The sequence below is a fragment of the Rhizobium sp. K33 genome (assembly GCF_056501445.1).
Genome location: NZ_CP096478.1, coordinates 461255 through 477817, shown reverse-complemented (window position 1 = coordinate 477817; position 16563 = coordinate 461255). Strand labels below are relative to the sequence as shown.

The 16563-nt window shown below is 62.6% G+C and carries 17 protein-coding genes; 5 read left to right on the top strand and 12 right to left on the bottom strand.

Features of this window, described 5'->3' with window-relative positions; translation table 11 throughout:
- Positions 1–88 precede the first annotated feature (88 nt).
- Entirely contained in the window at positions 89–499 is a 411-nt protein-coding gene (locus M1E12_RS02210) for a universal stress protein (RefSeq protein ID WP_136542242.1), read from the top strand.
- A 25-nt stretch (positions 500–524) separates the two neighbouring features.
- The gene (locus M1E12_RS02205; protein WP_479564801.1) at positions 525–845 is read left to right on the top strand and encodes a TraR/DksA family transcriptional regulator; all 321 of its coding nucleotides are present in this window, start codon (positions 525–527) and stop codon (positions 843–845) included.
- Positions 846–904: 59 nt separating this feature from the next.
- Here the strand turns inward: M1E12_RS02205 and M1E12_RS02200 are convergent, their stop codons facing one another.
- Complete coding sequence (locus tag M1E12_RS02200; protein ID WP_479563590.1) at positions 905–3223, bottom strand: Tex family protein; 2319 nt, start codon at positions 3221–3223, stop codon at positions 905–907.
- Between the two features lie 275 nt (positions 3224–3498).
- Between M1E12_RS02200 and purD the strand changes: the two genes are divergently transcribed.
- The 3 genes from purD to M1E12_RS02185 all read left to right on the top strand — a co-directional run bounded on the left by purD (position 3499) and on the right by M1E12_RS02185 (position 7438).
- Positions 3499–4770, top strand: coding sequence for a phosphoribosylamine--glycine ligase (gene purD, locus M1E12_RS02195; RefSeq protein WP_479563589.1), 1272 nt, complete (start codon positions 3499–3501; stop codon positions 4768–4770).
- Positions 4771–4896: 126 nt separating this feature from the next.
- Complete coding sequence (locus tag M1E12_RS02190; RefSeq protein ID WP_479563588.1) at positions 4897–5346, top strand: plant virulence effector HPE1-like domain-containing protein; 450 nt, start codon at positions 4897–4899, stop codon at positions 5344–5346.
- Between the two features lie 274 nt (positions 5347–5620).
- Positions 5621–7438 (top strand): methyl-accepting chemotaxis protein, encoded by a 1818-nt coding sequence (locus M1E12_RS02185; protein WP_113460675.1) that lies wholly within the window; start codon positions 5621–5623, stop codon positions 7436–7438.
- A 60-nt stretch (positions 7439–7498) separates the two neighbouring features.
- Here M1E12_RS02185 and M1E12_RS02180 read toward each other — a convergent pair whose 3' ends face one another.
- From M1E12_RS02180 to M1E12_RS02130, 11 genes are all read right to left on the bottom strand, one after another.
- Positions 7499–7993, bottom strand: coding sequence for a 2-thiouracil desulfurase family protein (locus tag M1E12_RS02180; RefSeq protein WP_479563587.1), 495 nt, complete (start codon positions 7991–7993; stop codon positions 7499–7501).
- A gap of 5 nt (positions 7994–7998) precedes the next feature.
- Positions 7999–8298: a type II toxin-antitoxin system RelE/ParE family toxin gene (locus tag M1E12_RS02175; protein WP_479563586.1), complete on the bottom strand. Its 300-nt coding sequence runs from the start codon at positions 8296–8298 to the stop codon at positions 7999–8001.
- Positions 8291–8542 (bottom strand): type II toxin-antitoxin system ParD family antitoxin, encoded by a 252-nt coding sequence (locus M1E12_RS02170; RefSeq protein ID WP_479563585.1) that lies wholly within the window; start codon positions 8540–8542, stop codon positions 8291–8293. The genes M1E12_RS02175 and M1E12_RS02170 overlap by 8 nt, the downstream gene beginning before the upstream one ends.
- 83 nt (positions 8543–8625) lie before the next feature.
- Positions 8626–9051 carry a hypothetical protein gene (locus tag M1E12_RS02165; RefSeq protein WP_479563584.1) on the bottom strand — a complete coding sequence of 142 codons (426 nt, stop codon included), beginning with the start codon at positions 9049–9051 and terminating at the stop codon, positions 8626–8628.
- 3 nt (positions 9052–9054) lie between these two features.
- Entirely contained in the window at positions 9055–11370 is a 2316-nt protein-coding gene (gene glyS, locus M1E12_RS02160; RefSeq protein ID WP_479563583.1) for a glycine--tRNA ligase subunit beta, read from the bottom strand.
- On the bottom strand, positions 11363–11491 hold the full coding sequence (locus M1E12_RS02155; RefSeq protein ID WP_479563582.1) for a hypothetical protein: 129 nt from the start codon (positions 11489–11491) through the stop codon (positions 11363–11365). The genes glyS and M1E12_RS02155 overlap by 8 nt, the downstream gene beginning before the upstream one ends.
- A gap of 96 nt (positions 11492–11587) precedes the next feature.
- On the bottom strand, positions 11588–11893 hold the full coding sequence (locus M1E12_RS02150; RefSeq protein WP_479563581.1) for a HigA family addiction module antitoxin: 306 nt from the start codon (positions 11891–11893) through the stop codon (positions 11588–11590).
- Between the two features lie 144 nt (positions 11894–12037).
- The gene (locus tag M1E12_RS02145) at positions 12038–12538 is read right to left on the bottom strand and encodes an endonuclease domain-containing protein (protein WP_479564800.1); all 501 of its coding nucleotides are present in this window, start codon (positions 12536–12538) and stop codon (positions 12038–12040) included.
- A gap of 175 nt (positions 12539–12713) precedes the next feature.
- Complete coding sequence (locus tag M1E12_RS02140; RefSeq protein WP_479563580.1) at positions 12714–14648, bottom strand: DUF2207 domain-containing protein; 1935 nt, start codon at positions 14646–14648, stop codon at positions 12714–12716.
- A complete protein-coding gene (aroA, locus tag M1E12_RS02135) occupies positions 14645–15910 on the bottom strand; it encodes a 3-phosphoshikimate 1-carboxyvinyltransferase (RefSeq protein ID WP_479563579.1) in 1266 nt (421 codons plus the stop codon). Before aroA ends, M1E12_RS02140 begins: the two co-directional genes overlap by 4 nt.
- Before the next feature lie 37 nt (positions 15911–15947).
- Positions 15948–16499: a LemA family protein gene (locus tag M1E12_RS02130; RefSeq protein ID WP_479563578.1), complete on the bottom strand. Its 552-nt coding sequence runs from the start codon at positions 16497–16499 to the stop codon at positions 15948–15950.
- Between the last annotated feature and the right edge of the window lie 64 nt (positions 16500–16563).

Sequence of the window (16563 nt, the reverse complement as noted above, 5' to 3'; positions counted from 1 at the left end):
TTGATCCTGATCAATGCGGCTCCCGCTCCCGAGACGCATCTTCTGTCCATAAAGAGGAAACACCCGGCGGGTGCCAAAGGAGAGCAAGATGTACAAGAAGATCATCGTCCCGGTCGATCCGGCAGCCGTCGAGATCGGCGAGAAGATCCTGGCAAAGGCGAAATCCCTGCTGGACGAAGGTGGCGAGATCGTGCTGCTCACGATCATCGAGGACATCCCCGGCTATCTCGCGATCGACGTGCCGGTTGACCTGATCGAAGGCGCGATCAACGACGCCAAGGCCAAGCTCGTTGCGATCAAGGAAAAGGCCGAGGTGAAGGCGCATATCGAGATCCGCTCCGGCGCTCCGGCCCGTGAAATCCTGGCAACGGCCGAGGAGCACAAGGCGGACCTGATCATCGTCGGGTCGCACGTGCCCGATTTCTCCAACTACTTCATCGGCGCGACGGCCGACCGGGTCGTTCGTCATTCCAAGATTTCGGTTCTGGTCGACAGGTGAGACGATGGACAATCCCGTACAAGCCATGGACACAGCCCATTTCGAGCGGATCCTGTTGGCCCGCAAGGACGAGATCGAGCGTCGGCTGAAGAAAATCGACAATGACCTCGGCACGTTGAAAAGCGCCGACAGTGCCGAACGCGCGACCGAGGCGGAAAACGACGAAGTGCTGGAGGAATTCGGTCAGGTGGGCGAGGAAGAACTGAGGGCCATTGATGCCGCGCTGGACCGGATCGCCAAGGGGCGGTATGGTCAGTGCATGAAATGCGGCGAGCCAATCTCCATGGAGCGGCTGAAGGCCGTGCCGCACACACCATTCTGCAAGGATTGTGCAGCGTCTATTTGAGAGGTGCCTTTCGGGGGCGATGGGCAGGCCGGAGTGATGAGCTCCGGCCTGTTTCTCGTTTACTTCTTCCGCATGGCCTCGGCGAGCGCGGCGCCGAGACCGCCCATGGCCGGCTGCTCCGGCTTCGGCGGACGGGCGTTGGAATGCTTCATCGCATTGGCATTGCCGCGGGCGTCGCCGCGCATCGAGGGCTGTTGCGCCTCACCGCCGTCTTTGCGCATGGTGAGCGCAATGCGCTTGCGCTTGACGTCGACCTCGACGACGCGGACCTTCACCACATCGCCCGCTTTCACCACCTCATGCGGATCCTTGACGAACCGATCGGCCAGCTGGGAGACGTGGACCAGGCCATCCTGGTGCACACCTATATCGACGAAGGCGCCGAAGGCGGCGACATTGGTGACGGTGCCTTCCAGCGTCATGCCGACCTTGAGATCGGTGATCTCCTCGACGCCTTCGGCGAAGGTTGCCGTCTTGAAGGACGGACGCGGGTCACGGCCCGGCTTTTCGAGTTCGGCGAGGATGTCCTTGACCGTCGGCAGACCGAACTGCTCGTCGATGAAGCGCTTGGGATCGAGGCTTTTCAGCGTGGCGCTGTCGCCCATCAGGGAGCGCAGGTCGCGGCCGCAAGCGGCGACGATCTTCTTCGCCACGCCATAGGCTTCAGGGTGGACCGAGGAGGCATCGAGCGGCTCCTTGCCATTGGGTATGCGCAGGAAGCCGGCGCATTGTTCGAAGGTGCGGGCACCGAGACGCGGGACTTTCAGGAGATCCTTGCGGCTTTCGAAGGCGCCGGTGGCATCGCGATGGGCAACGATGGCTTCCGCCGTCGTCTTGCCGAGACCGGAGACCCGGGCAAGCAGCGGGGCGGAAGCCGTGTTGAGATCGACGCCGACGGCATTCACCGCATCTTCGACGACGGCGTCCAGCGAGCGGCCGAGTTTGCCCTGGTCGACATCGTGCTGGTACTGGCCGACGCCGATCGACTTCGGCTCGATCTTGACGAGTTCGGCGAGCGGATCCTGCAGGCGCCGCGCAATCGAGACGGCGCCACGCAGCGAGACGTCTAGATTTGGAAATTCCTTGGCCGCCGTTTCCGAGGCGGAATAGACGGAAGCGCCGGCTTCCGAGACGATGACCTTGGTGGGCTTCGGCGCTGTTGAAGGGAACTGCGCCAGCATGTCGGCCACCAGCTTTTCCGTCTCGCGGCTGCCCGTGCCATTGCCGATTGAGATCAGCTCGACCTTGTGCTTGCGGATCAGCGAAGCAAGCTCCGCCTGCGTGCCGCGGATGTCGTTCTTCGGCGGGAAAGGATAGACCGTCGTCGTCTCCACCACCTTGCCGGTGCCATCGACGACGGCGACCTTGACGCCGGTGCGGATGCCGGGGTCAAGGCCCATGGTCGGGCGTGAGCCGGCGGGGGCTGCGAGCAGCAGGTCTTTCAGATTGCGGGCGAACACGTGGATCGCCTCTTCCTCGGCCCGCTCGCGCAGTTCGCGCATTAGGTCGAGCGATAGAGAGACCGAGAGCTTGACGCGCCAGGTCCAGCCGGCGACTTCGAGCAGCCACTGGTCCGCGGGGCCCTTGGCCGCGACCTGGTAAGCGGCGGCGATCATGCGCTGGCTCGGCTTCACAGGCGCCGTGTCATCGCGGTCGACTTCGATCGACAGCGACAGGGATTCCTCATTCCAGCCGCGCAGCATGGCAAGCGCGCGGTGGCCGGGGACGGTTGCCCAGCGTTCGGAATGGTCGAAATAGTCGGCGAACTTGGCGCCAGCCTCGGCCTTGCCGTCGACGAGCTTCGAATAGAGGATCGCGCGATCCTTCATGTCGTTGCGCAGGCGGCCGATGAGATCGGCGTTTTCCGAGATCTGCTCGGCAATGATGTCGCGGGCGCCTTCGAGCGCCGTCTTCACGTCCGGCACCTCTTCGGTGATGTAATCGGCTGCGAGCTGCTGCGGGTCGCTCGTGCGGTCGGCGAGGATCGCATCGGCGAGCGGCTGCAGCCCCTTCTCACGGGCGATCTCGGCGCGGGTGCGGCGCTTGGGCTTGTAGGGCAGATAGATGTCTTCGAGCTCGGCCTTGGTCGTCACCGAAGCGATCTTGCGGGCAAGCTCATCCGTCATCTTGCCCTGGCTATCGATGCTCTCGAAGATCGACTTGCGGCGGGCGGCGAGCTCGCGCAGGTAGATCAGCCGTTCGGCGAGATTGCGCAGCTGGGTATCATCGAGACCGCCGGTCACTTCCTTGCGATAGCGGGCGATGAAGGGGACCGTCGCACCCTCGTCCAGCAGGCCAACTGCGGCCGTCACCTGGTCGGGACGGGCGTTGATCTCGGTGGCGATGAGGGCGGCAATGCTCTTGATGTCGTCGGCCATGGGTCTTCCGTCTTGTGCTGGGCAGACTTTCGTTGGCAAGCCAACGATTCATCCGCTCAGCGTCTTTGCTTGTCGCAGGTTCTCATCGCAAAACCGCGGGACACTTTTGCTGAACCTGCTTCGTGAACGCGGACCATAACGGGCGATTGCGGCAAGGCAACGGGAATGGAGCCCACTTCACAGGAAAGCAGGGCCATCAGAGGTCAATTCGGCTTGACCTTTGGCCTCCCTCCCCTTAACCGCCGGGCATTCCCTTGTGGCACTGGAGGCTGGCGATGAAGGTTCTTTTGATCGGTTCGGGTGGACGCGAGCATGCTCTGGCCTGGAAGATCGCCCAGTCGCCGCTTCTGACCAAGCTCTACGCCGCGCCCGGCAATCCGGGCATCGCCGAAGAGGCGGAACTCGTTTCGCTCGATACGGATGATCACGCTGCAGTCGTCGCCTTCTGCAAGGACAAGGCGATCGACTTCGTCGTCGTCGGGCCTGAAGCACCGCTGGTCGCCGGCATTGCCGACCGTCTGCGCGAGGCCGGCATCGCGGTCTTCGGGCCGTCTGCGGCGGCTGCCCAGCTCGAGGGCTCCAAGGGCTTTACCAAGGATGTCTGCGCCCGCTTCAATATTCCGACCGGCGCCTATCAGCGTTTCAACAACGCGCCGAAGGCCAAGGCCTATGTGCGCGAACAGGGCGCACCCATCGTCATCAAGGCCGACGGCCTTGCCGCCGGCAAGGGTGTCACGGTTGCGATGACGCTGGATGAGGCACTCGCCGCGATCGACGACTGCTTCGAGGGCGCGTTCGGTGCTGCCGGTGCGGAAGTCGTGGTCGAGGCCTTCCTCGATGGCGAGGAAGCAAGCTTCTTCTGCCTCTCCGACGGCAAGTCGCTGTTGCCACTTGCCACCGCCCAGGACCACAAGCGCGTGGGCGACGGCGATACCGGCCCGAATACCGGCGGCATGGGTGCCTATTCCCCGGCACCGGTCATGACGGCAGAGATGGTCGAGCGCACGATGAAGGAGATCATCGAGCCGACCATGCGCGGCATGGCCGAGATGGGCCACCCCTTCCAGGGCGTGTTCTTCGCCGGGCTGATGATCACCGAGAAGGGTCCGGAACTCATCGAATACAATGTGCGCTTCGGCGATCCGGAATGCCAGGTGCTGATGATGCGCCTGAAGAGCGATCTTTTGCCGATCCTCTATGCCTCCGCCACCGGCACGCTGGATCAGGTGACGGCCGAGTGGAGCGAGGACCCGGCGTTGACCGTGGTGGTGGCATCCAAGGGCTATCCCGGGGCTTACGACAAGGCGACGCCGATTGCCTCGCTTCCCCAGGCCGGGGACGGCGCCAAGGTCTTCCATGCCGGCACGGCGATGAAGGAGGGCCAGCTGGTGGCGACCGGCGGGCGCGTGCTGAACGCGACGGCGCGCGGTGCGACGGTTGCCGAGGCACAGGCTGCCGCTTACCGGCTCGTCGACGCGGTCGAATGGGCGAACGGTTTTTGCCGTCGTGACATCGGCTGGCGGGCAATTGCGCGCGAGAAAGCCTGATTTTCATACGGATCTGTCGCGATTTCCGCTTCGAATTCGCCACTTCGTTCAAATTTTACAGAAGCTTCTGACCGGATCGAAAGAAACTGCTGCTAACGTTCTTCCCAACAATCGGGGAAAAACCTTATGCGCCGTCTCGCTTCGACATCCATGATCCTTGCAGCATCGCTGGTGGCCATGCCTGCCATGGCAGGCTCGATCTCGACCATAACCGGGCTCTCCGCCAGCCAGCCGAGCATCGTCTCGATCGACTGCGCCCATTGCCCCGCGCCGGCACCGAGGCTCAGCAAGTCGCATTACCAGGTGCCCGCCATCGCCAATGGCTATCAGGCCGCCGAAGTGGTGGATATCGACGGTGAGAAGAAGCTGAAGCGCGTGGAGCGCTGGTTCGGCGGATCGCCGGTCGTGGTCTATAGCTCGGCTGCAGGCTGGGCGACGGACGGCGCGATGGTCGTTGCCGGCACCCTGCCCGCTCCTGCCGCCATCGACCATGGCGCGATGACCGCGGCGGTCGATACGGCTGCGGGCGACAAGCCTGCCCCGGCTCTCGCGGGCTTCGAGCTGCGTCTCGACTGATTTTCCCATCCGCCCGCCAAACGATCCGGGCGCGGCGGTTCCTCGTGGACGACACGGACATAACGCCCGGCCCAGTCCCGGGCGTTATGTCGTTTGAGACCCCCTAAATTTCACCAGTACATTTTCGTATCCCAATATTCTGAGCTGCTTAAAGGCATCTCAATCTTTCGGATCGAGAGTCTGTCGTACTCCGTCGACACATGACGTGCCGATCCCGTTCGCTTGCTCCTCCCACCGCGCACGAACCGCTCGACAGACGAAAGATCGCTCGCCTATGAAAAACCTGAAGATTTCCCTCCAGCTGATCATGCTGATCGGCGGCTTGATGGTGGCCTTTGCTGCCGCCACCTATTTCGAGGTCCGATCCTCGACTGCGACAATCTACCAGCAGCGCTACGAACTCCTGAGGACGCAGGTCGAGAGCGCATTGTCCGTTCTCAAGGACTTCAACGACCGCGCCGTTGCCGGCGAATTCACCGTTGAAGAGGCCAAGACCCGCGCCTACGACATGCTGAACAAGATGCGCTTCGAGCCGGACGGCTACTTCTTCGGTTATGACTATGATGTCGTCATGGTGTTCCACCCGACTTCGAAGGATGTCGGCAAGAGCAACAAGGGCAAGCCGGACGCGAATGGCTTTGCCTATCGTGACGAACTTGTCCGGCTTGGCCAGCTGGGCGGCGGTTTCGTGGAGTTCATCGGTCCGAAGCCCGGGAAAGATCCCGAAGATCGTTCCTATCCCAAGGCCTCCTACGGCAAGGCCTTCGAACCCTGGAAGGTCGTCATCGTCACCGGCCTTTACACCGATGACCTGAAGGCTGAAATCCGCTCGAGCGTCATCAAGACGATCAGCTGGTCCATCGGCATCTTCGCTCTCGCGCTGATCGCCGCCTTCTTCGTGATCCGCAACATCACCAAGCCCTTGAAGGCGATCCACGATTCGCTTGAAGCCGTGGCAGACGAGAATGTCGATATCGCCATTCCGCATACCGATCTGCGCAATGAAATCGGCATGATGGCGAAGGCCACCAAGAGCCTGCAGGACAAGGTGCGTGAGCGCCATGCGCTGGCGGCCCGCCAGGAAGAACAGCAGCGCGAGCTTGACGGCGAGCGCAGCCAGAATGCCGAAGCGCAGCTGGCCGAAGCGCGGCAGCAGGCGCATGTCGTCTCCACCATCGGCCAGTCGCTGGAGCAGCTCGCCCATGGTGATCTGACTGTCCGCTGCGCCGATCTCGGCCCGAAATACGCGGCACTTCGCGACAACTTCAACGACGCGCTGGCGCGTCTCGAAGAAGCCATGGCCCGCGTCAACCTGAAGGGCAACGACATTGCCGTCTCGAAGGAAGAGATCCGTCGCGCATCCGGCGAGCTTGCAACCCGCACCGAACGCCAGGCTGCGAACCTCGAAGAGACCTCTGCGGCGCTCGACGAACTGACCGTCGCCGTTCGCCAGACGGCGGATGGTGCTCGTGAAGCCGCAAGCCGCGTCAGCGCCGTCAGCGGCGAAGCCAAGCAGAGCGACGAGATCGTGGCCCGTGCCATCAGCGCGATGAGCGGCATCGAACAGTCGTCGGCCGAGATCACCAAGATCATCGGCGTGATCGACGAGATCGCCTTCCAGACCAACCTGCTCGCGCTCAATGCCGGCGTTGAGGCGGCACGTGCCGGCGAAAGCGGCAAGGGCTTTGCCGTCGTCGCCCAGGAAGTCCGCGAGCTTGCCCAGCGCTCGGCAGCCGCCGCCAAGGAGATCAAGGATCAGATCGCCCGTTCTTCCGCCCAGGTCGAACAGGGTGTGCAGCTGGTCGGTCAGACCGGCGAAGCCCTGAAACGCATCTCGGACCAGATCGCCAGCGCCAACGACATCGTCTCCAAGATCTCGCACAGCGCCCAGGAGCAGGACACGACCCTGCGCTCGATCTCGTCGTCGATGAACCAGCTCGACCAGGCCACCCAGCAGAACGCGGCGATGGCCGAGGAGACCACCGCATCGGCCGAGGTTCTCGCCAACGACACGGGCGACCTCCTGAACCTGATCCGCAGCTTCAAGACGAGCCAGGCGGGCGGCCAGCAGCAGTATCGCATGGCTAGCTGATCACCTTTCGCGTGACGCAAGTTAAAAGGCCGCCGGAGCGATCCGGCGGCCTTTTGCATGTCAGGCCGTGCGATCGACATGCGCGGCTAGTCGATCGAGCTCGCGATCGGAGAAGACTTCGATGCCGGCTTCACGCATCAGGGCTGCGGTGACGCCAAAACCGGGGTGGCGGGTGCCGGAGAAAGAGCCGTCATAGATGAAGCCGGAACCGCAGGACGGGCTGCCGTCGATGAGGAGCGCCACGTCGCACCCTTGCTCGCGGGCAAAGGCGACCGCCTTCTTTCCGCCCTCGACGAATTCTGCGGTGACATCGCCGCCCGTCACCTCCAGAACCCGGGCCCGGCCGGCCAGCACATCCTCGCCATTCATGCCACCTTCGATTTCGGCCGGTGGACGCGGCGTGGGCAGGCCACCGGCCTGTTCGGGGCAGTAACCGACGAGCCGCCCCTCGGCCTTCCAACGTTCGATCCGTGGATCAATCAGCGGTTTGCCCTTGCCGTCATAGCGGACGGGGCGGCCGAGCAGGCAGGCGCTGATGAAGATTTTGGGGGGCATCAAGGTTAATCGTCCAGTTTGCCCAGATGGTCGGCTCGCTCGTGAATGATGCGAACGACTTCCACCATGCCATCCTCCAGAATGACATAGAAGATCAGATGTGAGCCGCAACGTCTGCGGCGGTAGCCAGGCCGCAATGAAGGTACCTCGCTGCCTAAAAACGGGTAGGTTCCGATTTCCCCGATCATCGCAAGGATCTGCCTCAGGTATCGTTCGGCTTGAGCCTCAGACCATCGATCCCGCGTGTAGTCACCGATGTCGAGAAAATCATGGCGTGCGGCGGGACTAAGCCGGATCTCAGCCACGGCTCTTCCATCTTTCTCGGACAGAATCCATCAGATCTTCGGGATCGAAGGGCACAGACGGCCCGCTGTTTTCCCCCTCGATCAGCGCCTTGCGCAGCCATTCTGTACGCGCCTGCTCTTCTTTCAGCAGCTGAAGACCGGCCTCGACCACTTCTTGCGCCGACTTGAACTGGCCGCTTTCGAGCTGAGACTCGACGAAGCTGTCATAGGGTTCGGCAATGGTGACCTGAACGGGCTTGTGCATGGGGATGCCTCCAGTCGCAACACCAGCCCGTACAGTATCATGTTCGAACAACGGCGCAAAACCTGCGATCTAGCCAGACTTAGTCAAACCCCTACAACGACGAGTTCCGCAACAACCTGATCCTTTGCCTTATTCATCTGCTTTCGCTCTGCCAACATCCATATGCCGAACACAACTGTAGCGATAAAAAATATAATCATCAGGTTGATGTGAATGACACCAATGCGCGTTGCCAGGTAACGTTGCCAGATCGAGAGCATCTGAAGATTCCGCTTGTTCCTGACTTCGTACTCTACACGGCGCTTGTCGGCGGCATCCTTACCTCTTGGATACCTCGGCAAGGACGGCTCACCCGAGCGAAAAAATCCAACAATGGATACGCAGCCGAAAGTCATGAAGGCGAGCCAAAATCCCAAGAAGGAGACCAGGAAAGCAAATCCAACCGGGGTGGTGATCGGTACCCTCGCACCGCCACCACCGACAACGAGGAGGATTTGAGCCTCCTCCATCCATCAGCCTGTGATCTTGGAGAAGTCCGCGACCGTGGCTGTCGCCTCGCGGATCGCCTTCAATAGTGCCAGGCGGTTGGCGCGGATGGCGGCGTCCTCGTCGTTGACCAGGACGTCCTCGAAGAACTTGTCGACCGGGCCGCGCAGCGTCGAGAGCGCCTGCATGGCGGAGCGGAAATCTTCCGACGCCACGGCGTCTGCTGCCGATTTCGAGGCAGACTGGATGGCGGCGAAGAGGGACTTTTCCGCGTCGAGCTTCAGCAGCGCTTCCGAGACGCCATCGGCGACGACGGTGCCCTTCTTCTCTTCGGCAGCCAAAAGCTGGGTGGCGCGCTTGGTGCCGGCCAAGAGATTCAGACCGTCTTCCGAGGTGATGAAGGCGGTGAGCGCCTCGGCCTTGCGGGCGACCATCAAGAGGTCGTCGGCTTCGGGCGTCAGCACGGCATCGATGATGTCGTGGCGGGCGCCCTGGTCGCGTAGGTAGACCTTCAGGCGGTCGTGGAAGAACCACAACAGGGAATAAACCGACGGCTTTGGAGTGAACTTACCATTGGAGAATGCATCGTCTTCCGACATGCGCTCGTAAATGGCATCCTCGTCCTTCGGACCGCGCCCTGCGTAAATGTGAGAAAAGAGCTGATCCGCGTTCGCTCTAGCGGCGATCGGATAATGCAACAGATTCAGCGCGCGGATCATTGGGGCTAGATTCGCTTTGATCCCTTCTTCAAGGAGAATCCGCACCACACCCAACGCCGCACGGCGCAGCGCATAGGGATCCTTCGATCCGGTCGGCTTTTCGTCGATCGCCCAGAAGCCCACAAGCGTATCCAGCTTGTCGGCGAGGGCGACAGTGAGGCCCACCTTGTCTTCTGGCAGGCGATCGGAGGGACCGTTGGGCTTCCAGTGGTCTTCGATGGCGGCAGCAACGGAGGCGTTCTCGCCCTGCAGCAGCGCATATTTGCGGCCCATGGCGCCCTGGAGCTCGGGGAACTCGCCGACGGCTTCGGTGCGCAGGTCGGCTTTCGCCAGCACCACAGCGCGGTCAACGAGGGCAGCATCCGCGCCGACAACAGGCGCCAGTACCTTCGCCAGTTCGCGGATGCGCGCCACGCGCTCGCCCTGCGTGCCGAGCTTGGTGTGGAAGGTGACGTTCAGCGCATCGAGCTTGGCCATGCGCTGGTCGAGCGGCTTCTTGAGATCCAGGTCGAATTTGGCGGCGGAGGCCTTCAGCGTATCGAGGTCCGGCAGGTCGCCCTGGTCGCGCTTCCAGAAATGCAGCGCATCCGACAGGCGCGCGCGCACGACCTTGCCGTTGCCATGCATGATCTCGCGGCCGCCGTCGGTGGCCTGGATGTTGGAGATCAGGATGAAGTGATTGGAGAGCTTGTCGGTCTCACCCTGCGGGCGCACGACGAAGCACTTCTGGTTGGTCTTGATCGTCAGGCGGATGATTTCTGCCGGGATCGAGAGATAGTCCTCTTCGAACGTGCCGAGCAGAACCTGCGGCCATTCGACGAGGCCGGAGACTTCCTCCAGCAGGCCCTCGTCCTCGACCAGTTCGAGGCCATTGGCAAAGGCGATGTCGCGGGCGTCGTGCAGGATCATGTCCTTGCGGCGCTCGGCATCTAGGATGACCTTGGCGCGTTCCAGGCTTGTCACGTAGTCGTCGAAGCGCTTGACGGTGATGGCCTCGGGCGCATGGAAGCGGTGACCATAGGTGACATTGGAAGCCACGATGCCGTCGATCTCGAAGGGGATCACCTGGACTTCGTCATGCTCGGGGCCGAAGGTGCAGACGACCGACTGCAGCGGGCGGACCCAGCGCAGGCTTTCCATGCCCTTGCCCTCGATGCCGCCATAGCCGGAGCCCTTGGGCATGGAGGCAAAACCTGATCGCATCGACTTCGGCCAGGGGAATGTGCGGATGATGCCGGGCATGACATCGGCGATGATCTCTTCCGCCGCACGGCCGGGCTTTTCCAGATAGGCAACGTAGAAATCGCCCTTCTTCGGATCGGTCTTGACGATGGCCTGGTCGATGGAGGTCAAGCCCGCGCCGCGCAGGAAGCCGTCGATGGCACCTTGAGGGGCCGAGACACTCGGGCCTTTCTTCTCTTCCTTGATATCCGCCGAGCGGGCGGTCAGGCCGCGGATATCGAGCGTCAGGCGCCGCGGCGTCCAGTATTCGCGCGCGCCCTCATAGGTGAGACCTGCATCGACAAGCGCATCGGTGACCATCTTCTTCAGATCGCCAGCCGCCTTGCGCTGCATGCGGGCCGGAATTTCCTCGGAGCGGAGTTCGAGCAGAAGATCAGGCATTGGTGTTCTCCGAGGCCCGCATGCCGTTTTCCTGATTGCGCGTCCTCGCGCCTCCGGCGCTGCGGGTGCGCGGCGCGGCCGGGATTTCTTCGGATCGGAGTTCGAGCAGGAGATCGGGCATCGGGTCTGACTTTTCGAGATGTTGCTTGAGGCTGCGGCGGACTTAGCAAGCCCTGCGGCAAAAGTCATCCATGGATGCGTGCAAAATGGCGGGGGTTCAGGCTGCGGTCAGATCTGTTCGCACGGGAATGGCAGCCAGCTCGGCGGCTTTTGCTGTCGCTTCTGTCTTCAGGTCATAGCTCGTCTGCAGGTTCATCCAGAACTGCGGCGACATATCGAAATACCGAGCGAGGCGAAGCGCAGTATCGGGTGTCAACGACGTCTGCTCGGCGGCCAGACGCTCGATCCGCGTGCGCGGTACGTTCAAGAGGCGCGCGAGGGCGCCAGCGCTCAGGCCCATGGGCTCCAGAAACTCGTCGCGCAAAATCTCACCGGGATGGACGGGCGGCAGGACGATGGTCATGGCATGTCTCCTTCTCAGTGGTAATCGACGATCTCGACCTTATCGGCACCGTTATCGGACCAGACGTGCCGCCATCACCCCCACCCGCGCGTTCCGCGCGACCTCCCCCCTCAAGGGGGAGGTGGGTGGTGCGGCGTCAGCGTCTCAACCACCCTCCCCTTGAGGGGGAGGGTCGGAGCGGAGCTCCCGGGTGGGGTGATCTGACGGCAACCTTTTATCACCTTTGGACGCGTCAAACGCAGGAGGACGATCCGCTCTGCGTGGTGACCGGACATTTGGGTGCAGTTCAAGGAATATCTCGCGCTCACGGGCCGCCGCATAGATTGTGTCGAGGACCGCATCCAGCTCCGCCAGGACTTCGGCGTTCCAGAAGCGGATCACTTTGTATCCCTGCTCCTCCAAAAAGGCGGTCCGCTCCTGGTCTCGTTCAAGCCCTTGATCCGTCGCATGCTGGGAGCCGTCCAACTCAATGATCAGGCCGATCTGATGACAAGCGAAATCGGCAAAGTAGGGACCGATCGGGACCTGTCGGCGGAAGTGGCTGCCATCGATTGGAATGCGCCAGAGATGGCGCCAGAGTTTTCGTTCGGCGTCCGTGCTGGTTGATCGCAGACGTCTTGCATTGGCGCGGCGAAAGCGATCCATGGAGGTGGGAGGTTTGGGCATTCTCCTGCGTCCCCAACCATAACCTGTGCATAGAACGCCTAATCTCGCCGCCCTGCAACTCCGGAGATTGAGGGGGCAACAGCTTTAATCGCCGGTGAAACACCCCCACCCGCGCGTTCCGCGCGACCTCCCCCCTCAAGGGGGAGGTGGGTGCCTACCACCCTCCCCCGCCACCGCCGCCACCGCCGCCGCCGGAGGAGCCGCCGGAAAAGCCTGAGGAGGACGAGGAGCTGGAAGGGGGCGGTGCCGGGATGGTGGAGGCGATCGTCGAGGCCATGGAGGAGGAGAAGCCGCCGATGCGGTCGCCGAAACGGCCGTAGTTGCTGCCGTGGTACCAGCCGGGGCTGTAGGCTGCGGCCGCGGCGCCGGCGGCGGCCGTGGCGAGCCAAGTTTCGAAGGCTTGCGACCAGGGCTTTTCGACGCCCAGCGCCACGGCATAGGGCAGCAGCTTTTCGAAATGGCTGGGCGACATGGTCGGCGCGCCGGCCATGTTCATGCGGTCCTTTTCGGCAAGCGTCAGATAGATACGCAGGCCCTCGATGCCGTCCATCAGCTTGCGGCCAAGCGGGGTCGGGGCGCCCATGATGTAGAAGAAGAGCAGATTGACCAGCAGGATGCCGCCGACGGCAATCAGCACCGGGAATTGGTGGGTTGCCTCCAGATCCATCCACATGGAGAACAGCATCAGGCCGAGCGTCGAGAGGGCAACGAAGCCGATGAAGGCCAGCGCCACCACGGCGAAGATCTTGCTCACAAGCGAGCGCCCGCGGCGCAAGGTGCGACCGAGACCGGCTGTGAACGTGCCGAAGAAGACCGAGAAGAAGGTGGGCACGAAGACCAGCGCGTAGACGTCTTCGGTAAGGTCGCCGAAAATGAAAAGGGCTGCGATGACCGCGATCGAGAGGCCGATGCCGAGGGAGGTATAGCCGGCATTGCCCTTGTAATACTTGTTGCGGTGTTCCTTTTCGATCGCCTGGCGGAAGCGGTTGCCGACGGACTGCACCTTCTTGCCGTTGGCCTTGTCGATGACGAGTTCATTGCCGGCTGAGGGGATTTCCGCCATCAGCGCTGCTTCTCCCGATGGCAGCTTGCCCTCCACCGACTTTTTCGTCCGCCGGATCGTGATGCTGCTGTCGAGATCGTCGAGCTCGACATAGCCAGCGACTGCGAGATTAAGTGCGGCGGCGGAAAGCGCCGTCCAGCCGGCGCCGGAGAAGCCCTTGTTGTCGATGTAGTTGACCAGCGCCGGCGAGATGCCTTCCGGCGGATCCCAGCGCGGCACGACGACGCCCTTTGCCGGATCGCGCCCGACGGCGATCCAAGAGCGGAGGTAATAGATGAAGATCACGGCCAGACCGCCGAAACCGATGATCGTGTTCAGGTTGTCGCGGATGAACCACCAGGCGCTGTCTTCCGACGAGGGGGCGGCAACGACGCCCTTGTCGAAAGCGAGCACGATGGTCAGGCCTTCGCCCGGGCCGAGGGGCTCGGTGGTTTCAAACTCGAGGCCATCTGAGCCTGGGATTTCACGCGCGTTCTTCGCCGTCGAGCCTGTGGCACCGGTGTAGACCGTTGTCCTGGTCGGAACCGCATCATCCGGAAGGGAGACGCTGGCACTCGCCTCTTCGATCGGGAAGAGCCAGCCGTTGCCGGTGACGTTCCAGTAGAGCTCGTCGTGATCATCAAAATAGCGGATCTGCCGGCCGGTGCGATAGGTGATGGTGTAGGTGTATTCTCCGGGACGCAGGAAGACGTCGGCCGAGCCGGTATAGATCCGGATGCCGCCGGTGATCGATTCCGTATGATTGGCCTCCGGTTGACCGTCCCGCTCGACCGAGATCAGTTCAAAGTCGACTTTCTGGCGAAAGCCGCGGGCGTCCTGCGCATAAAGGGGGAAATCGCGGAAAATGCCGCGCCTGATCTCGTTGCCCTCGGCATTGACGGTGATCGTTTCCGTCACCTCGATCGTGGCGTCGGGAAGGACGGTGATATCGGCGTGGTAGTCAAGTATGACTTCCTCGGCCTGCGCGCCGGATGCCGTCCAGATGAGGAGAAGGAAGGCAGAGCACAGGCGGAGGAGCGTGGTCATTTCGGATCGTTCCTGACGAGTTCGACGCCGAGGGAGGCGAGTGCATCCCAGTAGGCGGGATAGGTTTTGCCAACACAGGCGGGGTCGAGAATGGTGATGTCGCGGATCTTGAGGCCCGCCAGCGCGAAGCTCATGGCGATGCGGTGATCGGCGAAGGTGTCGATGGAGGCCGGCAGCGACTGGCCTGCAAGCGATGGATCGGAGAAGACGAGCAGATCGTCGCCCTCTTCCCTGGCCAAACCTTCGCGTATGTTGTTCAGGCCCGTCGAGACGGCGCGGATGCGGTCGCATTCCTTGACGCGCAGGTTCTCGATGCCGACGAAACGCACCGGCGTCTCGTTGAACGCGGCGAGCACGGCAATCGTGGGGATCGCATCCTGCATCTGGCTGCCGTCGATCACGGCCGGCATATGCGGGAACTGGGCGATCACGTCATAGGCTTTGGCATCGGGCTGGGTGAAGGCATCCGAGGGCGTGCCGATGTCGATCTGGCCCTTGGTCAGCACTTCCGCGCCCCAGAGATAGGTGGCGGCAGAGGCGTCCGGCTCGATGTGGAAATCGGTCGCGGTATAGCCGGTTGGCTGGATCACCCAGGAGGATGGCGTCGGCTGCTCGACCTTGGCGCCGAAGGCGCGCATGGCCGACATCGTCAGGTCGATATAACCCCGGGCGCCGATATCGGCACCAGCAAGCTCGATGGTGAAGGGCTCCGAACCACAGGCCGCTGCCATCTGGAGAGCCGAGACATACTGGCTGGAGAGGCCGGCATCGATCACGACATGGTTCTTCTCGAAACGGCCGGTGGCATCGATCGTGACAGGCGGGCAGCCGGTGGGGGACTCGATCGTCACGCCAAGCGATTTCAAGGCTTCGACCAGCGGCTTGATCGGGCGCTTGCGCATGTGCTCGTCGCCATCGACGACGTACCGACCATGGCCGAGGGCAAGAGCGGCCGTGAGGAAGCGGGTCGCGGTCCCGGCATTGCCGAGGAAGAGCGGGGCTGACGGGGCCTTCAGTTCACCGGAGCTCGTGACGACGAAGGTGGTCGCATCCGGCTCTTCGACGGTCACGCCCATCTGGCGCAGCGCCTCGGCCATGTAACGGGTGTCGTCGCTCTTCAGCGCGCCGGTCAACCGGCTGGTGCCCTTGGCAAGACCCGCCAGGAGCAGAGCGCGGTTGGTAATGGATTTCGAACCCGGAGGGCTCACCTTGCCGGTCAGGGCATGGGTGGGCGGAAGAATGGTCACACTGTCAGTCGTCATTGATCTCAGTCTCTAAAGGGACACCCGCCGAAGGACGTCAGAACTTGACCGTCGGTACCGCACGGTCGGCCTCGTTGGCAATCTCGAAATAGGGTTTCTTCGAGAAGCCGAACTGGCCGGCAACCAGGTTGTTGGGGAAGCTCTCGACCTTGACGTTCAGATCGCGGGCCGCACCGTTGTAGTAACGTCGCGACATCTGGATTTCGCCTTCGACAGTCTCCAGCGACTTCTGCAGTTCAAGGAAGTTCTCATTGGCCTTGAGATCCGGATAGGCTTCGGCGAGCGCGATGACCTTGCCCAGCGCCGCACCGAGCAGCCCCTCCGCCTGGGCGCGGCCGGTCACGTCGCCGGCCGGCACGGCCTGGGCCTTGTTGCGCAGCTCGACAACGCTTTCGAGCGTGCCCTTTTCGTGGCCAGCGTAACCCTTCACCGTCTCGATCAGGTTGGGGATCAGATCGGCGCGGCGCTTCAGCTGCACGTCGATGCCCGACCAGGCTTCCTCGGCCATCTGCCGAGCCTTCACCAAGCCGTTGTAGATAAAGACGAGATAGGCGCCGATGGCGGCGAGGATGGCAAGTGTCGTGAACATGGATGGCAGGCTCCCCAGCTGAATTGGCCGCACGTTAGCGGGTCATCATGCGAAAGTCATGATG